General features: G+C 69.0%; 15 protein-coding genes. 7 read left to right on the forward strand and 8 right to left on the reverse strand.

Going from position 1 to position 14379, the window contains the following annotated elements:
• Nucleotides 1-195 (forward strand): hypothetical protein (locus AVMA1855_RS25765; RefSeq protein ID WP_284427888.1); only part of this gene is annotated, 195 nt, incomplete at its 5' end.
• Here the strand turns inward: AVMA1855_RS25765 and AVMA1855_RS25770 are convergent.
• From AVMA1855_RS25770 to AVMA1855_RS25790, 5 genes are all read right to left on the reverse strand, one after another.
• A complete protein-coding gene (locus AVMA1855_RS25770) occupies nucleotides 182-1114 on the reverse strand; it encodes an electron transfer flavoprotein subunit alpha/FixB family protein (protein ID WP_284427889.1) in 933 nt (310 codons plus the stop codon). The genes AVMA1855_RS25765 and AVMA1855_RS25770 overlap by 14 nt on opposite strands.
• A gap of 2 nt (nucleotides 1115-1116) precedes the next feature.
• On the reverse strand, nucleotides 1117-1866 hold the full coding sequence (locus AVMA1855_RS25775; protein WP_272568347.1) for an electron transfer flavoprotein subunit beta/FixA family protein: 750 nt from the start codon (nucleotides 1864-1866) through the stop codon (nucleotides 1117-1119).
• 140 nt (nucleotides 1867-2006) lie between these two features.
• Nucleotides 2007-3329 carry a mechanosensitive ion channel family protein gene (locus tag AVMA1855_RS25780; RefSeq protein WP_284427890.1) on the reverse strand — a complete coding sequence of 441 codons (1323 nt, stop codon included), beginning with the start codon at nucleotides 3327-3329 and terminating at the stop codon, nucleotides 2007-2009.
• Between the two features lie 110 nt (nucleotides 3330-3439).
• Nucleotides 3440-4240, reverse strand: coding sequence for an enoyl-CoA hydratase (locus tag AVMA1855_RS25785; RefSeq protein ID WP_284427891.1), 801 nt, complete (start codon nucleotides 4238-4240; stop codon nucleotides 3440-3442).
• Between the two features lie 25 nt (nucleotides 4241-4265).
• Nucleotides 4266-5225: a histone deacetylase family protein gene (locus AVMA1855_RS25790; protein WP_272552001.1), complete on the reverse strand. Its 960-nt coding sequence runs from the start codon at nucleotides 5223-5225 to the stop codon at nucleotides 4266-4268.
• Nucleotides 5226-5262: 37 nt separating this feature from the next.
• Here AVMA1855_RS25790 and AVMA1855_RS25795 point away from each other — a divergent pair, with 37 nt between their 5' ends.
• From AVMA1855_RS25795 to mltB (AVMA1855_RS25810), 4 genes are all read left to right on the forward strand, one after another.
• Nucleotides 5263-6183, forward strand: coding sequence for an AAA family ATPase (locus AVMA1855_RS25795; RefSeq protein WP_284427892.1), 921 nt, complete (start codon nucleotides 5263-5265; stop codon nucleotides 6181-6183).
• An 80-nt stretch (nucleotides 6184-6263) separates the two neighbouring features.
• Complete coding sequence (locus AVMA1855_RS25800; protein ID WP_284427893.1) at nucleotides 6264-7304, forward strand: DUF58 domain-containing protein; 1041 nt, start codon at nucleotides 6264-6266, stop codon at nucleotides 7302-7304.
• A 129-nt stretch (nucleotides 7305-7433) separates the two neighbouring features.
• The gene (locus AVMA1855_RS25805; RefSeq protein ID WP_284427894.1) at nucleotides 7434-9482 is read left to right on the forward strand and encodes a transglutaminase TgpA family protein; all 2049 of its coding nucleotides are present in this window, start codon (nucleotides 7434-7436) and stop codon (nucleotides 9480-9482) included.
• 7 nt (nucleotides 9483-9489) lie between these two features.
• Complete coding sequence (gene mltB / locus AVMA1855_RS25810; protein ID WP_284427895.1) at nucleotides 9490-10572, forward strand: lytic murein transglycosylase B; 1083 nt, start codon at nucleotides 9490-9492, stop codon at nucleotides 10570-10572.
• A gap of 288 nt (nucleotides 10573-10860) precedes the next feature.
• Here the strand turns inward: mltB (AVMA1855_RS25810) and AVMA1855_RS25815 are convergent, their stop codons facing one another.
• The 3 genes from AVMA1855_RS25815 to AVMA1855_RS25825 form a co-directional block, all read right to left on the reverse strand.
• Entirely contained in the window at nucleotides 10861-12099 is a 1239-nt protein-coding gene (locus AVMA1855_RS25815) for a hypothetical protein (RefSeq protein WP_284427896.1), read from the reverse strand.
• 94 nt (nucleotides 12100-12193) lie between these two features.
• The gene (locus AVMA1855_RS25820) at nucleotides 12194-12436 is read right to left on the reverse strand and encodes a hypothetical protein (RefSeq protein ID WP_272551992.1); all 243 of its coding nucleotides are present in this window, start codon (nucleotides 12434-12436) and stop codon (nucleotides 12194-12196) included.
• A gap of 87 nt (nucleotides 12437-12523) precedes the next feature.
• Nucleotides 12524-12691, reverse strand: a complete 168-nt coding sequence (locus AVMA1855_RS25825) for a hypothetical protein (protein WP_284407471.1) — start codon at nucleotides 12689-12691, stop codon at nucleotides 12524-12526.
• 24 nt (nucleotides 12692-12715) lie between these two features.
• On the opposite strand from AVMA1855_RS25825, the gene mltB (AVMA1855_RS25830) reads away from it, so the two are divergent.
• Together mltB (AVMA1855_RS25830) and AVMA1855_RS25835 are read left to right on the forward strand one after the other, a co-directional pair.
• The gene (gene mltB / locus AVMA1855_RS25830) at nucleotides 12716-13603 is read left to right on the forward strand and encodes a lytic murein transglycosylase B (protein ID WP_284427898.1); all 888 of its coding nucleotides are present in this window, start codon (nucleotides 12716-12718) and stop codon (nucleotides 13601-13603) included.
• A gap of 59 nt (nucleotides 13604-13662) precedes the next feature.
• The gene (locus AVMA1855_RS25835; protein ID WP_284427897.1) at nucleotides 13663-14226 is read left to right on the forward strand and encodes a histidine phosphatase family protein; all 564 of its coding nucleotides are present in this window, start codon (nucleotides 13663-13665) and stop codon (nucleotides 14224-14226) included.
• Nucleotides 14227-14379 lie beyond the last annotated feature (153 nt).

Below are 14379 nucleotides of genomic sequence, written 5' to 3' on the forward strand. Positions count from 1 at the left end.
TACCTGATCCACCACCGCCAGCTTAAAGGCCAGTGTGTAGTCCTTCTGCGTTCTCTTAACCCATTGATCCACTTGACTTTCCTTTCTGATGAACAGAAAGGTGTCAACCTCATTCAGGACGGGTCAATGTCGGAAAAAAAGGCATCGCAAGCGATGCCTTCCGGGGAACGGGGCCGCGCGTTCAGAGCGCCTTGACCAGTTCCGGCACGGCCGTGAACAGGTCGGCCTCCAGGCCGTAGTCGGCCACGCTGAAGATCGGCGCCTCCGGGTCCTTGTTGATCGCCACGATCACCTTGGAGTCCTTCATGCCCGCCAGATGCTGGATCGCGCCCGAGATGCCGGCCGCGATGTACAGCTGCGGCGCCACGATCTTGCCCGTCTGCCCCACCTGCAGGTCGTTGGGCGCGTAGCCCGCATCCACCGCCGCGCGGCTCGCGCCGATGGCCGCACCCAGCTTGTCCGCCAGGGGCGTCATCACTTCGTTGAACTTCTCGCTGCTGCCCAGCGCCCGTCCGCCCGAGACGATGATCTTGGCGGCGGTGAGCTCGGGGCGGTCGCTCTTGGTCACTTCGCGGCCCACGAAGCTGCTCTTGCCGGAATCGGCGGCGGCGTCAGCCTTCTCGACAGCGGCGGAGCCACCCGTGGCGGCTGCGGCATCGAAGCCGGTGGTGCGCACGGTGATGACCTTGGTCGCATCGCTGCTCTGCACGGTGGCGATGGCATTGCCGGCGTAGATGGGGCGCTCGAAGGTGTCGGGGCTGTCGACCTTGGTGATGTCGCTGATCTGGGCGACGTCGAGCTTGGCGGCCACGCGGGGGGCCACGTTCTTGCCGCCCGCGGTGGCGGGGAACAGGATGTGGCTGTAGTTGGCGGCGATGGCCAGCACCTGCGCGGCGACGTTCTCGGCCAGGCCGTCCTTGAGGCTCGCGCCATCGGCCAGGATGACCTTGCTGACGCCGGCGATCTGCGCGGCGGCCTGGGCGGCGGCATCGGCGCCGTTGCCCGCCACCAGCACGTGCACGTCACCACCGCAGGCCACGGCGGCCGTCACGGTGTTCAGGGTGGAGGGCTTGATGCTGGCGTTGTCGTGTTCGGCAATTACGAGGGCTGTCATGTTCAGATCACCTTTGCTTCGTTCTTGAGCTTGTCCACCAGGGCGGCCACGTCGGGCACCTTGATGCCGGCGCCGCGCTTCGGCGGTTCGGAGACCTTCAGGGTCTTCAGGCGCGGCTTCACGTCCACACCGAGGTCTTCGGGCTTGACGGTATCGAGCTGCTTTTTCTTGGCCTTCATGATGTTGGGCAAGGTGACGTAGCGCGGCTCGTTCAGGCGCAGGTCGGTGGTGACCACAGCCGGCAGCGTGAGGGAGATGGTCTCCAGCCCGCCATCGACTTCGCGCGTGACGTTGACCTTGTCGCCGCTCACCTCCACCTTGGAGGCGAAGGTGGCCTGCGGCAGGTCGGCCAGGGCCGCGAGCATCTGGCCGGTCTGGTTGGCGTCGTCATCGATGGCCTGCTTGCCCAGGATGATGAGCTGGGGCTGCTCCTTGTCCACCAGCGCCTTCAGGATCTTGGCCACGGCCAGGGGCTGCAGTTCTTCGGTGGTTTCCACCAGGATGGCACGGTCGGCGCCGATGGCCATCGCGGTGCGCAGCGTTTCCTGGCACTGCGCCACGCCGCAGGAGACGGCGATGACTTCGGTCACCACGCCCTTTTCCTTCAGGCGCACGGCCTCCTCGACGGCGATCTCGTCAAAGGGGTTCATGCTCATCTTCACGTTCGCGATGTCCACACCCGTGTTGTCCGACTTCACTCGGACCTTCACGTTGTAGTCCACCACGCGCTTGACAGGGACCAAAACCTTCATTGCTGCGGCTCCTAGAGTTGTTGATTAATTGACGTTTACGTAAACCGAAACATTCTATTCCGCACCCCTGGCGCATACCCCTGCGCGAGGCAGTGGGATGCCGCCCATCCACAAAAAGAACGATCGTGCTTTTTTGCGAATTATAGGCCAGTGTCTCCGGCCTCCGAGCGCTGCGGTGCGGGCACTGGCACGTCGGCGACAGCGCCGGCCGGGGCCGTGGGTACGGCGTCGCCCCGGATCTGTACCACCCGCTGCGGGTAGGGAATGTCGATGCCCGCCCCGCGCAGCCCGTCCAGGATGGCGATGTTGATGGCCGAGCGCAGGTTGACCGAGCCGGCGGAGGGGTCGCTGATCCAGAAGTTCAGGCTGAACTCCAGCCCGTCGGGCGCGAAGTTGACCAGGTAGGCCACGGGCTGCGGCTCTTTCAGCACGCGCGCCTGCGCGGCGGCGGCCTCGCACAGGATGTGCTGCACCTGCGCCACGTCGCTGTCGTAGCCCACGACGATGTTGGTGGTGACGTTGAACTTGCGGTCGGCGTCGGAGAGGTTCTCCACGCGCTGGGTGATGAGGGTCTCGTTCGGCACGATGGACTCGCGGCCGTTGCCCGCGCGGATGAGGGTGTAGCGCGTCTTGATGTCGGTGATGCGGCCCTCGAAGCCATCGACCCGCACGTTGTCGCCGATGCGCAGCGAGCGCTCCAGCAGGATGACGAAGCCGCTCACATAGTTGGAGGCGAGCTTTTGCAGCCCGAATCCCAGGCCCACGCCCACCGCGCCGCCCAGCACCGACAGCGCGGTCAGGTCCACGCCCACGGCCGACAGGGCGAACAGCATGCCGATCATCAGCAGCACCGCGCGCGTGGCGTTCACCGCCACCTTGCGCATGGACAGGTCGTTGACGGCATTGCTCAGCACGCGGCGCTCGAACGTGGACGACACCCACAGCGCCAGCACCATCACCAGCCCCGCCGACAACACGCCCTGCAGCAGCATGAGCAGGCTGACCTGCGACTTGCCGAAGCTGATGGTGATGTCGGCCAGCTCCTGGCGCACCAGCGGCAGCAGCCCCACGATCCACAGCACCGCCACGCCCCAGGCCACCCACGAGACGATGCGCTCGACCAGCCGCATAGCCGCCGAGCGCGGGAACGCGGCGGTCAGCACCCGCGCGAAGAAGCGGATCAACACCAGCGAGGTCAGCACCGGCACCGCCACGCGCAGCAGGAACACCGGCTGGTAATGCTCCACGCCCACGCGTGCCGCATACACCAGCGCCAGCGAGAGCAGCGGGAACATCAGACCATCGACGGTGCGCCGCCCGAACCACACCGAATCGGCCGGCTGCTGGCGCCCCACCGCGCGGCTGGCCAGGTAGGCCAGGGCGATGCAGGCCGCGAGCACGGCGATCTCCAGCCAGGTGCTGGAATTATTGAAGTCGCGCGACAGGGTGTCGAAGATTTCCATCGGCAGTCAGAAGAAGCAGCAGAGGCAGAAGAAGGCGCCACACGCGGCGGCGCCAGGATCGGAAGGGGTGCAGGGATCGGGAACCGGGGACGGCGGCATGGCCAGCGGGCTCAGCGCGCCGGCTTCCAGGCCGGCGTGCGTTTTTCGGCGAAGGCGCGCGCGCCCTCCTGCGCCGCCGCGTCCATCATGTTGGTGGCCATGGCCTGGCCCGCGAGCTGGTAGGCCGCCTCCACGCCCAGCTCGCGCTGCTGGTAGACCAGGGCCTTGCCCATGGCGACCGCGGCGCGTGGCTTTTCCAGGATGGACTGCACGAGCCGTTCGACCTCGGCATCGAGTTGCGCCTGCGGCACCACGCGGTTCACCAGCCCTTGCGCCAGCGCAGTGCGCGCATCGATGAAGTCGCCCGTCAGCAGCATTTCCATGGCGCGCTTGAACGGCACGTTGCGCACCAGCGGCACGCTGGGCGTGGCGCAGAACAGGCCGTAGTGGATGCCGCTGGTGGCGAAGGTGGCGTCGTCCGCCGCCACCGCCAGGTCGCACTGCGCCACCAGCTGGCAGCCGGCCGCCGTGGCCATGCCCTGCACGCGGGCGATCACCGGCACGGGCAGCTGCTGGATGGCGAGCATCATGCGGCTGCACTGGGCGAAGAGCTTCTGGTACCAGGCCTTGTCGGGGTGGGCGGCCATGTCCTTCAGGTTGTGGCCGGCGCAAAAGGCCTTGCCGCTGGCGGCCAGCACCACCACCCGCGCGGTGTCGTCGCGGGCCACATCGGCCAGCGCCTGCTGCAGCGCGGCGAGCATGCCGTCGCCCAGCGCGTTGAAGCGCGCGGGGTCGTCCAGCGTGAGGGTGACGACGCCCCGCGCATCGCGCGAAACGGCCAGGGGGTTCGGGGGGGCGGAAGGGGTCGTCATGCGAGGGGGCGGCTAAGGCAGAAGGTCACAGGTCGGCCAGCACGCGCACGTGGGCTTCCACGCTGCGCGCCAGGGCATCCATCATGTAGCCGCCCTCCAGGCACGAGACGATGCGGCCCTTGGAGTGGCGGCGGGCCACGTCCTTCACGCGCTGGGTGATCCAGGTGTAGTCCTGCTCGGTCAGGCCGAGCTGGCCCATGTCGTCCTCGCGGTGGCCGTCGAAGCCGGCGCTCACGAAGATCATCTCGGGCTTGAAGGCCTCCAGCCGCGGAATCCACAGCATCTCGATCAACTCGCGGATGTCCATGCCGCGCGTGTAGGCGGCCACGGGCACGTTGAGCATGTTGGGCGCCGGATCGCGGTCGCCGCTGTAGGGATAGAACGGGTGCTGGAAGATGCCCACCATCAGCACGCGGTCGTCGCCGGCCAGGATGTCCTCGGTGCCGTTGCCGTGGTGCACGTCGAAATCCACCACCGCCACGCGGCGCAGGCCGTGGCGCTTCAGGGCATACCGCGCGGCGATGGCCACGTTGTTGAAGAAGCAAAACCCCATGGCCTTGTCGCGAGTGGCGTGGTGGCCCGGCGGGCGCACGCAGCAGAAGGCGTTCTCCAGCTCGCCCGCCATCACCGCATCGGTGGCGGCCAGGGCCGCGCCGGCGGCGCGCAGCGCGGCGTTCCAGGTGTGGGTGTTGATGGAGGTGTCGGGGTCGATCTGCGCATGCGCCGGGCCGCCGGCCAGCAGCTCTTCGGCCAGCCGCTCGGACATGCCGCGCAGGGCGTCCACATGGCGGCGGTCGTGCGCCAGCTCGATGTCGGCCAGAGACGCCTCGGGGGCCTGGATGCGTTCCAGCGCGTCGGCCACGCCGGTGGCGAGCAGTCGGTCCTCGATGGCATCCAGCCGCGCCGGGCATTCGGGATGCCCCGGGCCCATCTCGTGCTTCCAGCATTCGCGATGGGTGAAATAGCCTGTCATGCCCACAGTCATTCCCGTAGCCTCGTTCTTTTTCGGATAACGTCGCACCATGCAAGCACAGCACAAAATCAAGTCGCTTCTGGACCAGCTTAACACGGTGATCGTGGGCAAAAGCGCCCAGGTCCAGGACTGCGTGGCCTGCCTTCTGGCCGGCGGCCACCTGCTGATCGAGGACGTTCCCGGCGTCGGCAAGACCACGCTGGCCCACGCGCTGGCACGCACCTTCGGGCTGCAGTTCTCGCGCGTGCAGTTCACCGCCGACCTGATGCCGAGCGACCTCACCGGCGTCTCGGTGTACGAGCGCGGCAAGGAATCGTTCGTGTTCCACCCCGGCCCCGTGTTCGCGCAGGTGCTGCTGGCCGACGAGATCAACCGCGCCAGCCCCAAGACCCAGAGCGCCCTGCTCGAGGCCATGGAAGAAAAGCAGGTCTCGGTGGAGGGCGAAACCCGCGCCCTGCCCCACCCGTTCTTCGTGATCGCCACGCAGAACCCGCACGACCAGCTGGGCACCTTCGCGCTGCCCGAATCGCAGCTGGACCGTTTTCTGATGCGCATCTCCATCGGCTATCCCGACCGCGCGGCCGAACGCCTGTTGCTGGCCGGGGCCGACCGGCGCGACATGGTGGACAGCATGCTGCCCCTGCTCTCGGGCGACGAGCTGGAGCAACTGCAGCAGCAGGTGCTGGCCGTGCACACGGCCGACCCGCTCTTGAACTACGTGCAGGACCTGATGGCCGCCACCCGCTCGGGCCGGTGGTTCCTGCAGGGGCTGTCGCCCCGCGCCGGCATCGCGCTGGTGCGCGCGGCCAAGGCGCAGGCGCTGATCTCGGGGCGCGACTACGTGGCCCCGGACGACGTGCAGGCCGTGCTGCCCCAGACCGTCGCCCACCGCCTGGTGCCCGTGGGCGATGCCGGGCGCGGCGCCGTGGAGCAGGTGCGGGCCATGGTGGATGCCGTGCCGCTGCCCTGAATCCGCCCTCCGCCGCCGGCCCGCCCATCGCTCACCCTTTCCCTGTTCCCCCGACCCCCACCACATCGCCCAGCCCCGCCATGCCGGCCGCCGCTCCGCCCCCGCTCACCTCGCCGCTGCCACCGCACGCCCCGCGCGCGGCCCCCTGGCCGCTGTCCGCCCTGCAGCGGCGCTGGCAGCGCTGGTGGCAGTCGCGCATCAAGCGCACCGACACCGTCACGCTCACCCAGCGCAACGTGTACATCCTGCCCACGGGCGCGGGCTGGATGCTGGCGCTCACGCTGCTGGTACTGCTCGTGGCGTCCATCAACTTCCAGCTGAACCTGGGCTACCTGCTCACCTTCCTGCTCGCCGGCAGCGCGGTGGTGGGCATCCACATCTGCCACGGCACGCTGCGCGGCCTCACCCTGCACCTGGTGGCGCCGGAGCCGCAGTTCCTGGGCACCAGCACCGCGCTGGAGGTGCAGCTGAGCCACACGCGGCGCACCGCGCGCCACGGCATCGCGGTGGCGGTGCACGGCGCGGGCACGGACACCAAATGGGTCTGGACCGACGTGCCCGCCGAGGGCTCGGCCAGCGTGCAGGTGGCCTACCAGCCGCTGCGGCGCGGGCTGCACGATGCGCCCACGCTCACGGCCGAGACGCGCTTTCCGCTGGGCACCTTCCGCGTCTGGACCCTCTGGCGGCCCGCGGCGCAGGTGCTGGTGTATCCCCAGCCCGAGGTGCCGCCACCGCCGCTGCCCGCGGGCGAGCCGCGCTCGGGCGGCGCGGGCAGCACGCCCACGCAGGGCATCGGCGAATTCGACGGCGTGCGGGCCTACCGCCGGGGCGACCCGCTCAAGCTGGTGGTCTGGAAGAAGGCCGCCAAGTCGCTGGCCACCGGCACCGACGACCTGGTGAGCCGCGACGCCCAGCAGGCCCAGCGGCAGGAGCTGTGGCTGGACCCCGCCGTCACCGGCCTGAGCGACCCCGAAGCCCGCCTGTCGCGCCTGGCCGCCTGGGTGCTGCAGGCCGACCGGCTGGGCGTGGAATACGGACTGCGCCTGCCCGGCGGCGAGATCGCCCAGGACAGCGGCGCCGCCCACCGCCGCCGCTGCCTGGAGGCGCTGGCCCTGTGCTGAGCACCGCCTACCTTTCATGATCAAAATGCCATCCAGCGCAAACAACACTAGGGCATGCCGCTACAAAAACAGTAGCAATGCATTGTCGGTGCCGACCGGCCGCCTGCCGGTGGCGCGGAGCGCCCGCCCATGAGCCTGCGCCAGACGCTCGCCACCCTGCCGCGCGACACCCGCGACACCCTGTTCCTCATCGTCGTCATCGCCTGGGTGATCGCGCCGCAGACCGCCAACCTGCCCGTGTGGACCACGGCGCTCGCCGCCCTGGTGCTGGCCTGGCGCGGCTGGCTGGCGCTGGAAGGCCGGCCGCTGCCGGGCCGCTGGGCCACCGGCGGGATGCTGGTGGTGTCGGTGGCGCTCACGCTGGCGTCGCACCGCACGATCGTGGGGCGCGATGCGGGCGTCACGCTCATCGTGATGCTGCTGGCGCTCAAGACGCTGGAGCTGCGCGCGCGGCGCGACGCCATGGTCATCTTCTTCCTGGGCTTCTTCACGATGCTCAGCAACTTCTTCTTCTCGCAGTCGCTGCTCACGGCGACCGCCATGCTGGTCGCGCTGCTGGGGCTGCTCACCGCCCTGGTCAACGCCCACATGCCGGTCGGCCGCCCGCCGCTGGCGCACTCCATGCGCACGGCCGGCAAGATGGCGCTGCTGGGCGCGCCCATCATGCTGGCGCTGTTCCTGCTGTTCCCGCGCATGGCGCCCCTGTGGGGCATGCCCAACGACAACCCCTCGGGCCGCAGCGGGCTGTCGGGCGAGATGGAGATCGGCAACGTCGCCTCGCTGGCGCTGGACGACAGCGTGGCGATGCGCGTGCAGTTCGACACGCCGGGCGGCGAGGCGCCGCCGCAGAGCGACCTGTACTTTCGCGGCCCGGTGCTCACCGCCTTCAACGGCCGGCAGTGGTTCGCCCTCGGGCAGTCCGGCGCGCCGTCCTCGGCCTTTCGCCCGCCCGCTCCCGCGCGGCTGCAGACCGAGGGCGAGCCCCTGCGCTACGCCGTCACGCTGGAGCCCCTGCGGCGCCCCTGGCTGCTCACCCTGGACGTGGCCCGCGACCGGCCCGAACTGCCCGAGGGCCTGTCGGCCTTCATGACGCAGGAGCTGCAGTGGGTGGTCAACCGGCCGGTCAATGAGGTCATGCGCTACCGCGCCGAAAGCTACCCCCGCTTCACCCACGGCCCGGCGCAGCGCACCGGGCAGATGCGCTCCTACGTGGAGCTGCCCGACGGCTTCGACCCGCGCACCCGCGCCCTGGCGCAGGAGATGCTCGCCGACCCGCGCCTGGCCGCCGGCGGGCCACCCGCCCTGATCGACGCCGCCCTCGCCCGGCTGCGCACCGGCGGCTACAACTACACGCTGGAGCCCGGCGTGTACGGCCAGCACACGGCCGACGCGTTCTGGTTCGACATCAAGGAAGGCTTTTGCGAACACATCGCCTCGGCCTTCGTCGTGCTGATGCGGGCGATGGACATCCCCGCGCGCATCGTCACCGGCTACCAGGGCGGCGAACGCAACGGGGTCGACGGCTACTGGACCGTGCGCCAGAGCGATGCGCACGCCTGGGCCGAAGTCTGGCTCGAAGGCCGCGGCTGGGTGCGCGTGGACCCGACCGGCGCCGTCTCGCCCGGCCGCATCGGCGCCTTCCAGCGCCTGCAGGCCCCGCGCGGCGTGTTCGGCAACGCCATGGACACCATGATCAGCCCCGGCATGGTGCAGCAGATGCGCGCCGTGTGGGAGGCCGTCAACAACGGCTGGAACCAGTGGGTGCTCAACTACACCCAAGGCCGCCAGCTCGACATGCTGAAAGCCCTGGGCATCGAATCGCCCAGCTGGGAAGACCTGGCCCGGGCCCTGGGCGGGCTGGCCGCGCTGGCCGCGCTCGTGGGCGCCGGCTGGACGCTGTGGGAACGCAGCCAGCACGACCCCTGGCTGCGCCTGCTGGCCCATGCCCGCGACCGGCTCGCCCGCGCCGGCCTGCCCTTGCCCGCCACCCTGCCGCCGCGCGCCATGGCCGAGCGGGCCCGGGCGCAGTTCGGCGACGCCGCCAGCGCGCCCATCGCCGACTGGCTGCTGCGCCTGGAACACACCCGCTATGCCCCCGAACCGGCCACCGCCCTGGCCGACCTGCGGCGCGACCTGCGCCGCCTGCCCTGGCCGGCGCGCCAGCCGCCGACCCCTTGACCGCCCCATGCCCTCTTTCGCCTTCCTTCGCCACGCCCTGCTGCTGATCGCCGCCGCCCTGCTGTCCCCGGGTGCCATCGCCCAAAAGCCCGTCAAGAAAAACCCGCCCCGGGCCCCGGCCGCGGCCCCGCAGCCGGCGATCTTCTATGACCAGCGCGCCGATGCCATGCAGTTCGCCGACGACATCGCCGCGCGCCGCGACCTGGACCGCGAATGGGTGCGCCAAGCCATCGGCCAGGCGCGCTTTCTGAGCCAGGTGCCGCGCCTCATGCTGCCGCCGCCGCCCGGCACGCCCAAGAACTGGCGCGTGTACCGCAGCCGCTTCGTCGAGCCCGTGCGCATCCGCGCGGGCGTGCGCTTCTGGCACGACAACGCCGACACCCTGGCCCGCGCCGAGCGCGAATACGGCGTGCCCGCGGAAATGATCGTCGGCATCATCGGCGTGGAAACCATCTACGGCCAGCAGATGGGCAACTTCCGCGTCATCGATGCGCTGGCCACCCTGTCGTTCGACTTTCCCATGGCCCACCCGCGCGCGGCCGAGCGCGTCGCGTTCTTCCGGGGCGAGCTGGAGCAGTTTTTAAGCCTCATGCAGCGCACCAACGCCGACCCGCTGGAGCCGCGCGGCAGCTACGCCGGCGCCATGGGCCTGGGCCAGTTCATGCCCTCCAGCTGGGCGCGCTATGCGGTGGACTTCGACGGCGACGGCCGCATCGACCTCTTCAACAGCCCCGCCGACGCCATCGGCTCGGTCGCCAACTACTTCAAGGGCCACGGCTGGACCACGGGCATGCCCACGCACTATGCCGTCGAATTCGACCCCGCCCGGCTGCGCCTCGAAGACCTGCTGGCCCCCGACATCCTGCCCACCTTCACCGTGGCCCGCATGGCGGAACTGGGCGCGCAGGTGCAGGGCGACGGCGCCACCCACCGCGGCCCACTGGCGCTGGTGGAACTGCAGAACGGCGTTGGATCGCCCGTCTTCTACGCGGGCACCGAGAACTTCTATGCCGTCACGCGCTACAACTGGTCGAGCTACTACGCCATGGCCGTGATCGAACTGGGGCGCGAAGTGGCGACGGCGCGGTAGGGCGACGGGCTATGCGCCCGCGCCTGGACGGCCGGGGTGACCGTGGAACGGCGTGCAGCAGTGCCATCACGGCGCGCTGTGAGATTCGGGCTGCCGCTGAAAACCGAAGAGGTGCGGTTGTTCAGGGCACCGCCCAGGCCGGACAACCACAGGCGCTCGCCGATCAAGGTCATGGATCCGGGCGGCGCGGCGAGCCTTGCCGATACCCGAGCATGCCATGCTAGCAGGAGCAGCCATCCGCTATTCCTGCGTCCACGGAGAACGCACGCGAAACCTTCAACAGATCAGCTATTTCGTTGGGCGCATGGCTGCTGCGTATGACTGCTCGTAGCGGCCGAAGTGACCAGAAGCCTGCGTTTGGGCCAAATTCTCTTGTTCCGACTGGTTACGAGGCTCGATGTGCCCCTGGTCCGTCACCCTGCAATGCCATGCGTTGGGTTGGTTGGCGAGGCCCGCCCGGCGCAGTGTCTGCAGCGCCTCCATGAAGTAAGCCTGAACGTTGCGGCTCGAGTTGTATTCGATCCTTTCTACGGCCTCGGCATATTCGCGGGGGGACATCCGGGTTTCGACCGCCTTGCGATCGCATTGCAGAAATGCACTGCTCAACGAAGCATTGCTCAATTCGAAGGCAAGAACGCCCATTGCCATGGAGGGGTCGCGCGCCATTATCTCCCCCAGTACCACTTGCCTTCGCTGCCCGTCGAAATGCGCAGTGGCCTCTTCGGGATCGACGCGCATCCGTACCGGGCCCTCCGCCTCGATCGTCGCCATGGTCTGCCGGAACGTTGGGGAATCGGCGAATACCATGAAAAGATTCTGGACCGCCTGCGCGAGCCGCTCGTCCGCCCCGTCATGTCTCAAGGTGGTGGAGCAAAGCTCCACCCACTCTCGGGCCCGCGCCTCGAGCGCTGGAGCGGCGGAAGGGGTTGGGAAGTGCCCAGAGGCCCGGCCCACGTCGGAACCGGCATGAGCGCCCCAGGCGGGAGACGACCACGCATCGACAGGGGCAGCCGGATATTCACCGCCCGGCGCGCCGTGCCAGTCAGCGGACGAACCATGCCAGCCGCCGTGGTGCTCTTGCCAGCCGCCATGACTCTCGTAGCCGGAAAATGCTTCCCTTTGCCAACTGGATGATCTGTCCGGTTCGGGAGAAGCTGCGCGGCGCGGAAGAGAGGGCAAAGCTTCGCGCAGTGAATGGGTCGAAAAGGAAGAAGACCCCCTGGGCGACGCCGGTGGCGATTCAGGGGAATGGGCATTGTCGCGATCGACAGTCTGCCGTCGCAGCGCATTGTAAGCAGCGAGGTCGTGGAAGAAATCCATGATGCAATAAGTGAAAACAATCGGCCTCGCATCTTCTTGCCCGACCGACCGGCTTGGATCGGCGTGAGCGAAACAACCGGGCAGTGCGCGAAGAGCCCTTCCAAAAACGATTTGCCGGCCATCCTCAAAGAACCTCCCGCTGCTCTCGCGGCGCTGCGGCAGCTTCACCTGCTCCGCCACGACACGGGATTGCTTTTCCAAAAGCATTCGGTGGACTGTCAACGGGGCAACGGTAAAGAGGTCCGCAATCGGCCGTAGAAAGAAGCGCTGGGAAGACCCATGCGCGTCTTCCACAGAAATCTCAAGGCACGCGGACGATGTGCGGGAAGGTCAGCCCGTAGTTGGCGGCCACGCCGGGCGTCGCGCCGGGATTGCTCAGCTTCACGAACGCGGCACCGATGAGCGGCACGCCCCGGCCGTCCGGCACCGGCAGGTTGGCCCAGCCGTTCGGGAACGAGCCCAGGTACAGCGCCCGCCGGTTCACGGACGACGACAGCGCCGAGGGCACGTCGGCGCCCGCGCCGCCGAAGGACAGCACGGACACCGCGCCGCAGCTTTCATGCTTGGCGGAGGGGTCGAGCGGAGTCTGGCTGCTGACGACGGCGGCGTCGCGGTCGGCGATGCGCAGCGTCTAGGTGCCGGAGGTGCTGCACACGCTCTGGCCGGTTTCGGTGTTCCCCGAGTGGAAATACTGCTCGCCGCCGCCCACCGGCGGCACGACGGAGTAGACCCCCTGGTTGGAGCGGTCGGTCTGGCGGTAGTCGCGCGCCACGCTGTACCGCTTGGTGGGGGTGGCCACCACCCAGTCGGTGCGGGCCGCGACCTGGACCGCGAATGGGTGCGCCAGGCCATCGGCCAGGCGCGCTTTCTGAGCCAGGTGCCGCGCCTCATGCTGCCGCCGCCGGCCGGCACGCCCAAGAACTGGCGCGTGTACCGCAGCCGCTTCGTCGAGCCCGTGCGCATCCGCGCGGGCGTGCGCTTTTGGCACGACAACGCCGACACCCTGGCCCGCGCCGAGCGCGAATACGGCGTGCCGGCGGAAATGATCGTCGGCATCATCGGCGTGGAAACCATCTATGGCCAGCAGATGGGCAACTTCCGCGTCATCGATGCGCTGGCCACCCTGTCGTTCGACTTTCCCATGGCCCACCCTCGCGCGGCCGAGCGCGTCGCGTTCTTCCGGGGCGAGCTGGAGCAGTTCCTGAGCCTCATGCAGCGCACCAACGCCGACCCGCTGGAGCCACGCGGCAGCTACGCCGGCGCCATGGGCCTGGGCCAGTTCATGCCCTCCAGCTGGGCGCGCTACGCGGTGGACTTCGACGGCGACGGCCGCATCGACCTCTTCAACAGCCCCGCCGACGCCATCGGCTCGGTCGCCAACTACTTCAAGGGCCACGGCTGGACCACCGGCATGCCCACGCACTACGCGGTCGAGTTCGACCCGGCGCGGCTGCGCCTCGAAGACCTGCTGGCCCCCGACATCCTGCCCACCTTCACCGTCGCCCGCATGGCCGAACTGGGCGCCCTGGTGCAAGGCGACGGCGCCACCCACCGCGGCCCACTGGCGCTGGTGGAACTGCAGAACGGCGTTGGATCGCCCGTCTTCTACGCGGGCACCGAAAACTTCTATGCGGTCACGCGCTACAACTGGTCGAGCTACTACGCCATGGCCGTGATCGAGCTGGGGCGCGAGGTGAACGCGGCGCGGTAGCAAAACCCGGCGGAACAAAAAAGCGAGCGCTCGCCGCTTCGGGGGCCACAATGGACCGCATGCAACGCCGTCAACTCCTGCGCCTGGGATCGGCCGCCAGCCTGGCTGGCGCCCTGTCCGCCACCGCCGCCTCCTCCTACGCCGCCACCGAACCCGGCACCGTGCTGCTGATGCGGCATGCGCAGACCGACCCCGGCACGGGCGATCCACCCGGTTTCGCCCTGGGCCAATGCAGCACGCAACGCAACCTCAGCGCCGAAGGGCGCGCGCAGGCCCAGCGCATCGGGGCACTGCTGAAGCAGCAAGGCCTGGCGCCCCAGCGGGTGCGCTCCAGCGCCTGGTGCCGCTGCCAGGACACCGCCATGCTGGCCTTCGGCCAGATGGAACCGTGGGAGGCGTTGAATTCGTTCTTCGATGGCGGGGACACCCAAGGCGCGCAGACCGCAGCGCTGCGGAAAGCGCTGGCGGCAGTGCCCACCGGACAGGTCGAGGTATGGGTGACGCACCAGGTCAACATCACGGCATTGACGGGGATCTACCCGGCGTCGGGCGAGGTGCTGGTGTTGCGGCGGGGGGATAGCGTGGATGGAGCGCCGATGGTGCTGCGGCGGGTGCGGGGTTGAGCCGCAGAGCCGCCTCCGCTAATCAAAGGGGAACCTCTCAAAACCCATCCGGTCCCTTGTTGATCGAGAACGCGTGCTCCATCCTTTGCCATGATCACTCCCCGTAGCGCCCTGAAGTTCGACCTGTTCGCTGAGGCCTCGCGCCAACACAAG

It is taken from the genome of Acidovorax sp. SUPP1855 (assembly GCF_030158955.1).
Lineage (GTDB): Bacteria > Pseudomonadota > Gammaproteobacteria > Burkholderiales > Burkholderiaceae_C > Paracidovorax.

Coding starts and splice junctions, on each gene's coding strand:
- AVMA1855_RS25770 (WP_284427889.1), bottom strand. CDS start 1,114: ATGACAGCCCTCGTAATTGCCGAACACGACAACGCCAGCATCAAGCCC.
- AVMA1855_RS25790 (WP_272552001.1), bottom strand. CDS start 5,225: ATGACTGTGGGCATGACAGGCTATTTCACCCATCGCGAATGCTGGAAG.
- AVMA1855_RS25780 (WP_284427890.1), bottom strand. CDS start 3,329: ATGGAAATCTTCGACACCCTGTCGCGCGACTTCAATAATTCCAGCACC.
- AVMA1855_RS25795 (WP_284427892.1), top strand. CDS start 5,263: ATGCAAGCACAGCACAAAATCAAGTCGCTTCTGGACCAGCTTAACACG.
- AVMA1855_RS25815 (WP_284427896.1), bottom strand. CDS start 12,099: ATGCTTTTGGAAAAGCAATCCCGTGTCGTGGCGGAGCAGGTGAAGCTG.
- AVMA1855_RS25805 (WP_284427894.1), top strand. CDS start 7,434: ATGAGCCTGCGCCAGACGCTCGCCACCCTGCCGCGCGACACCCGCGAC.
- AVMA1855_RS25800 (WP_284427893.1), top strand. CDS start 6,264: ATGCCGGCCGCCGCTCCGCCCCCGCTCACCTCGCCGCTGCCACCGCAC.
- AVMA1855_RS25785 (WP_284427891.1), bottom strand. CDS start 4,240: ATGACGACCCCTTCCGCCCCCCCGAACCCCCTGGCCGTTTCGCGCGAT.
- AVMA1855_RS25835 (WP_284427897.1), top strand. CDS start 13,663: ATGCAACGCCGTCAACTCCTGCGCCTGGGATCGGCCGCCAGCCTGGCT.
- AVMA1855_RS25775 (WP_272568347.1), bottom strand. CDS start 1,866: ATGAAGGTTTTGGTCCCTGTCAAGCGCGTGGTGGACTACAACGTGAAG.
- mltB (WP_284427895.1), top strand. CDS start 9,490: ATGCCCTCTTTCGCCTTCCTTCGCCACGCCCTGCTGCTGATCGCCGCC.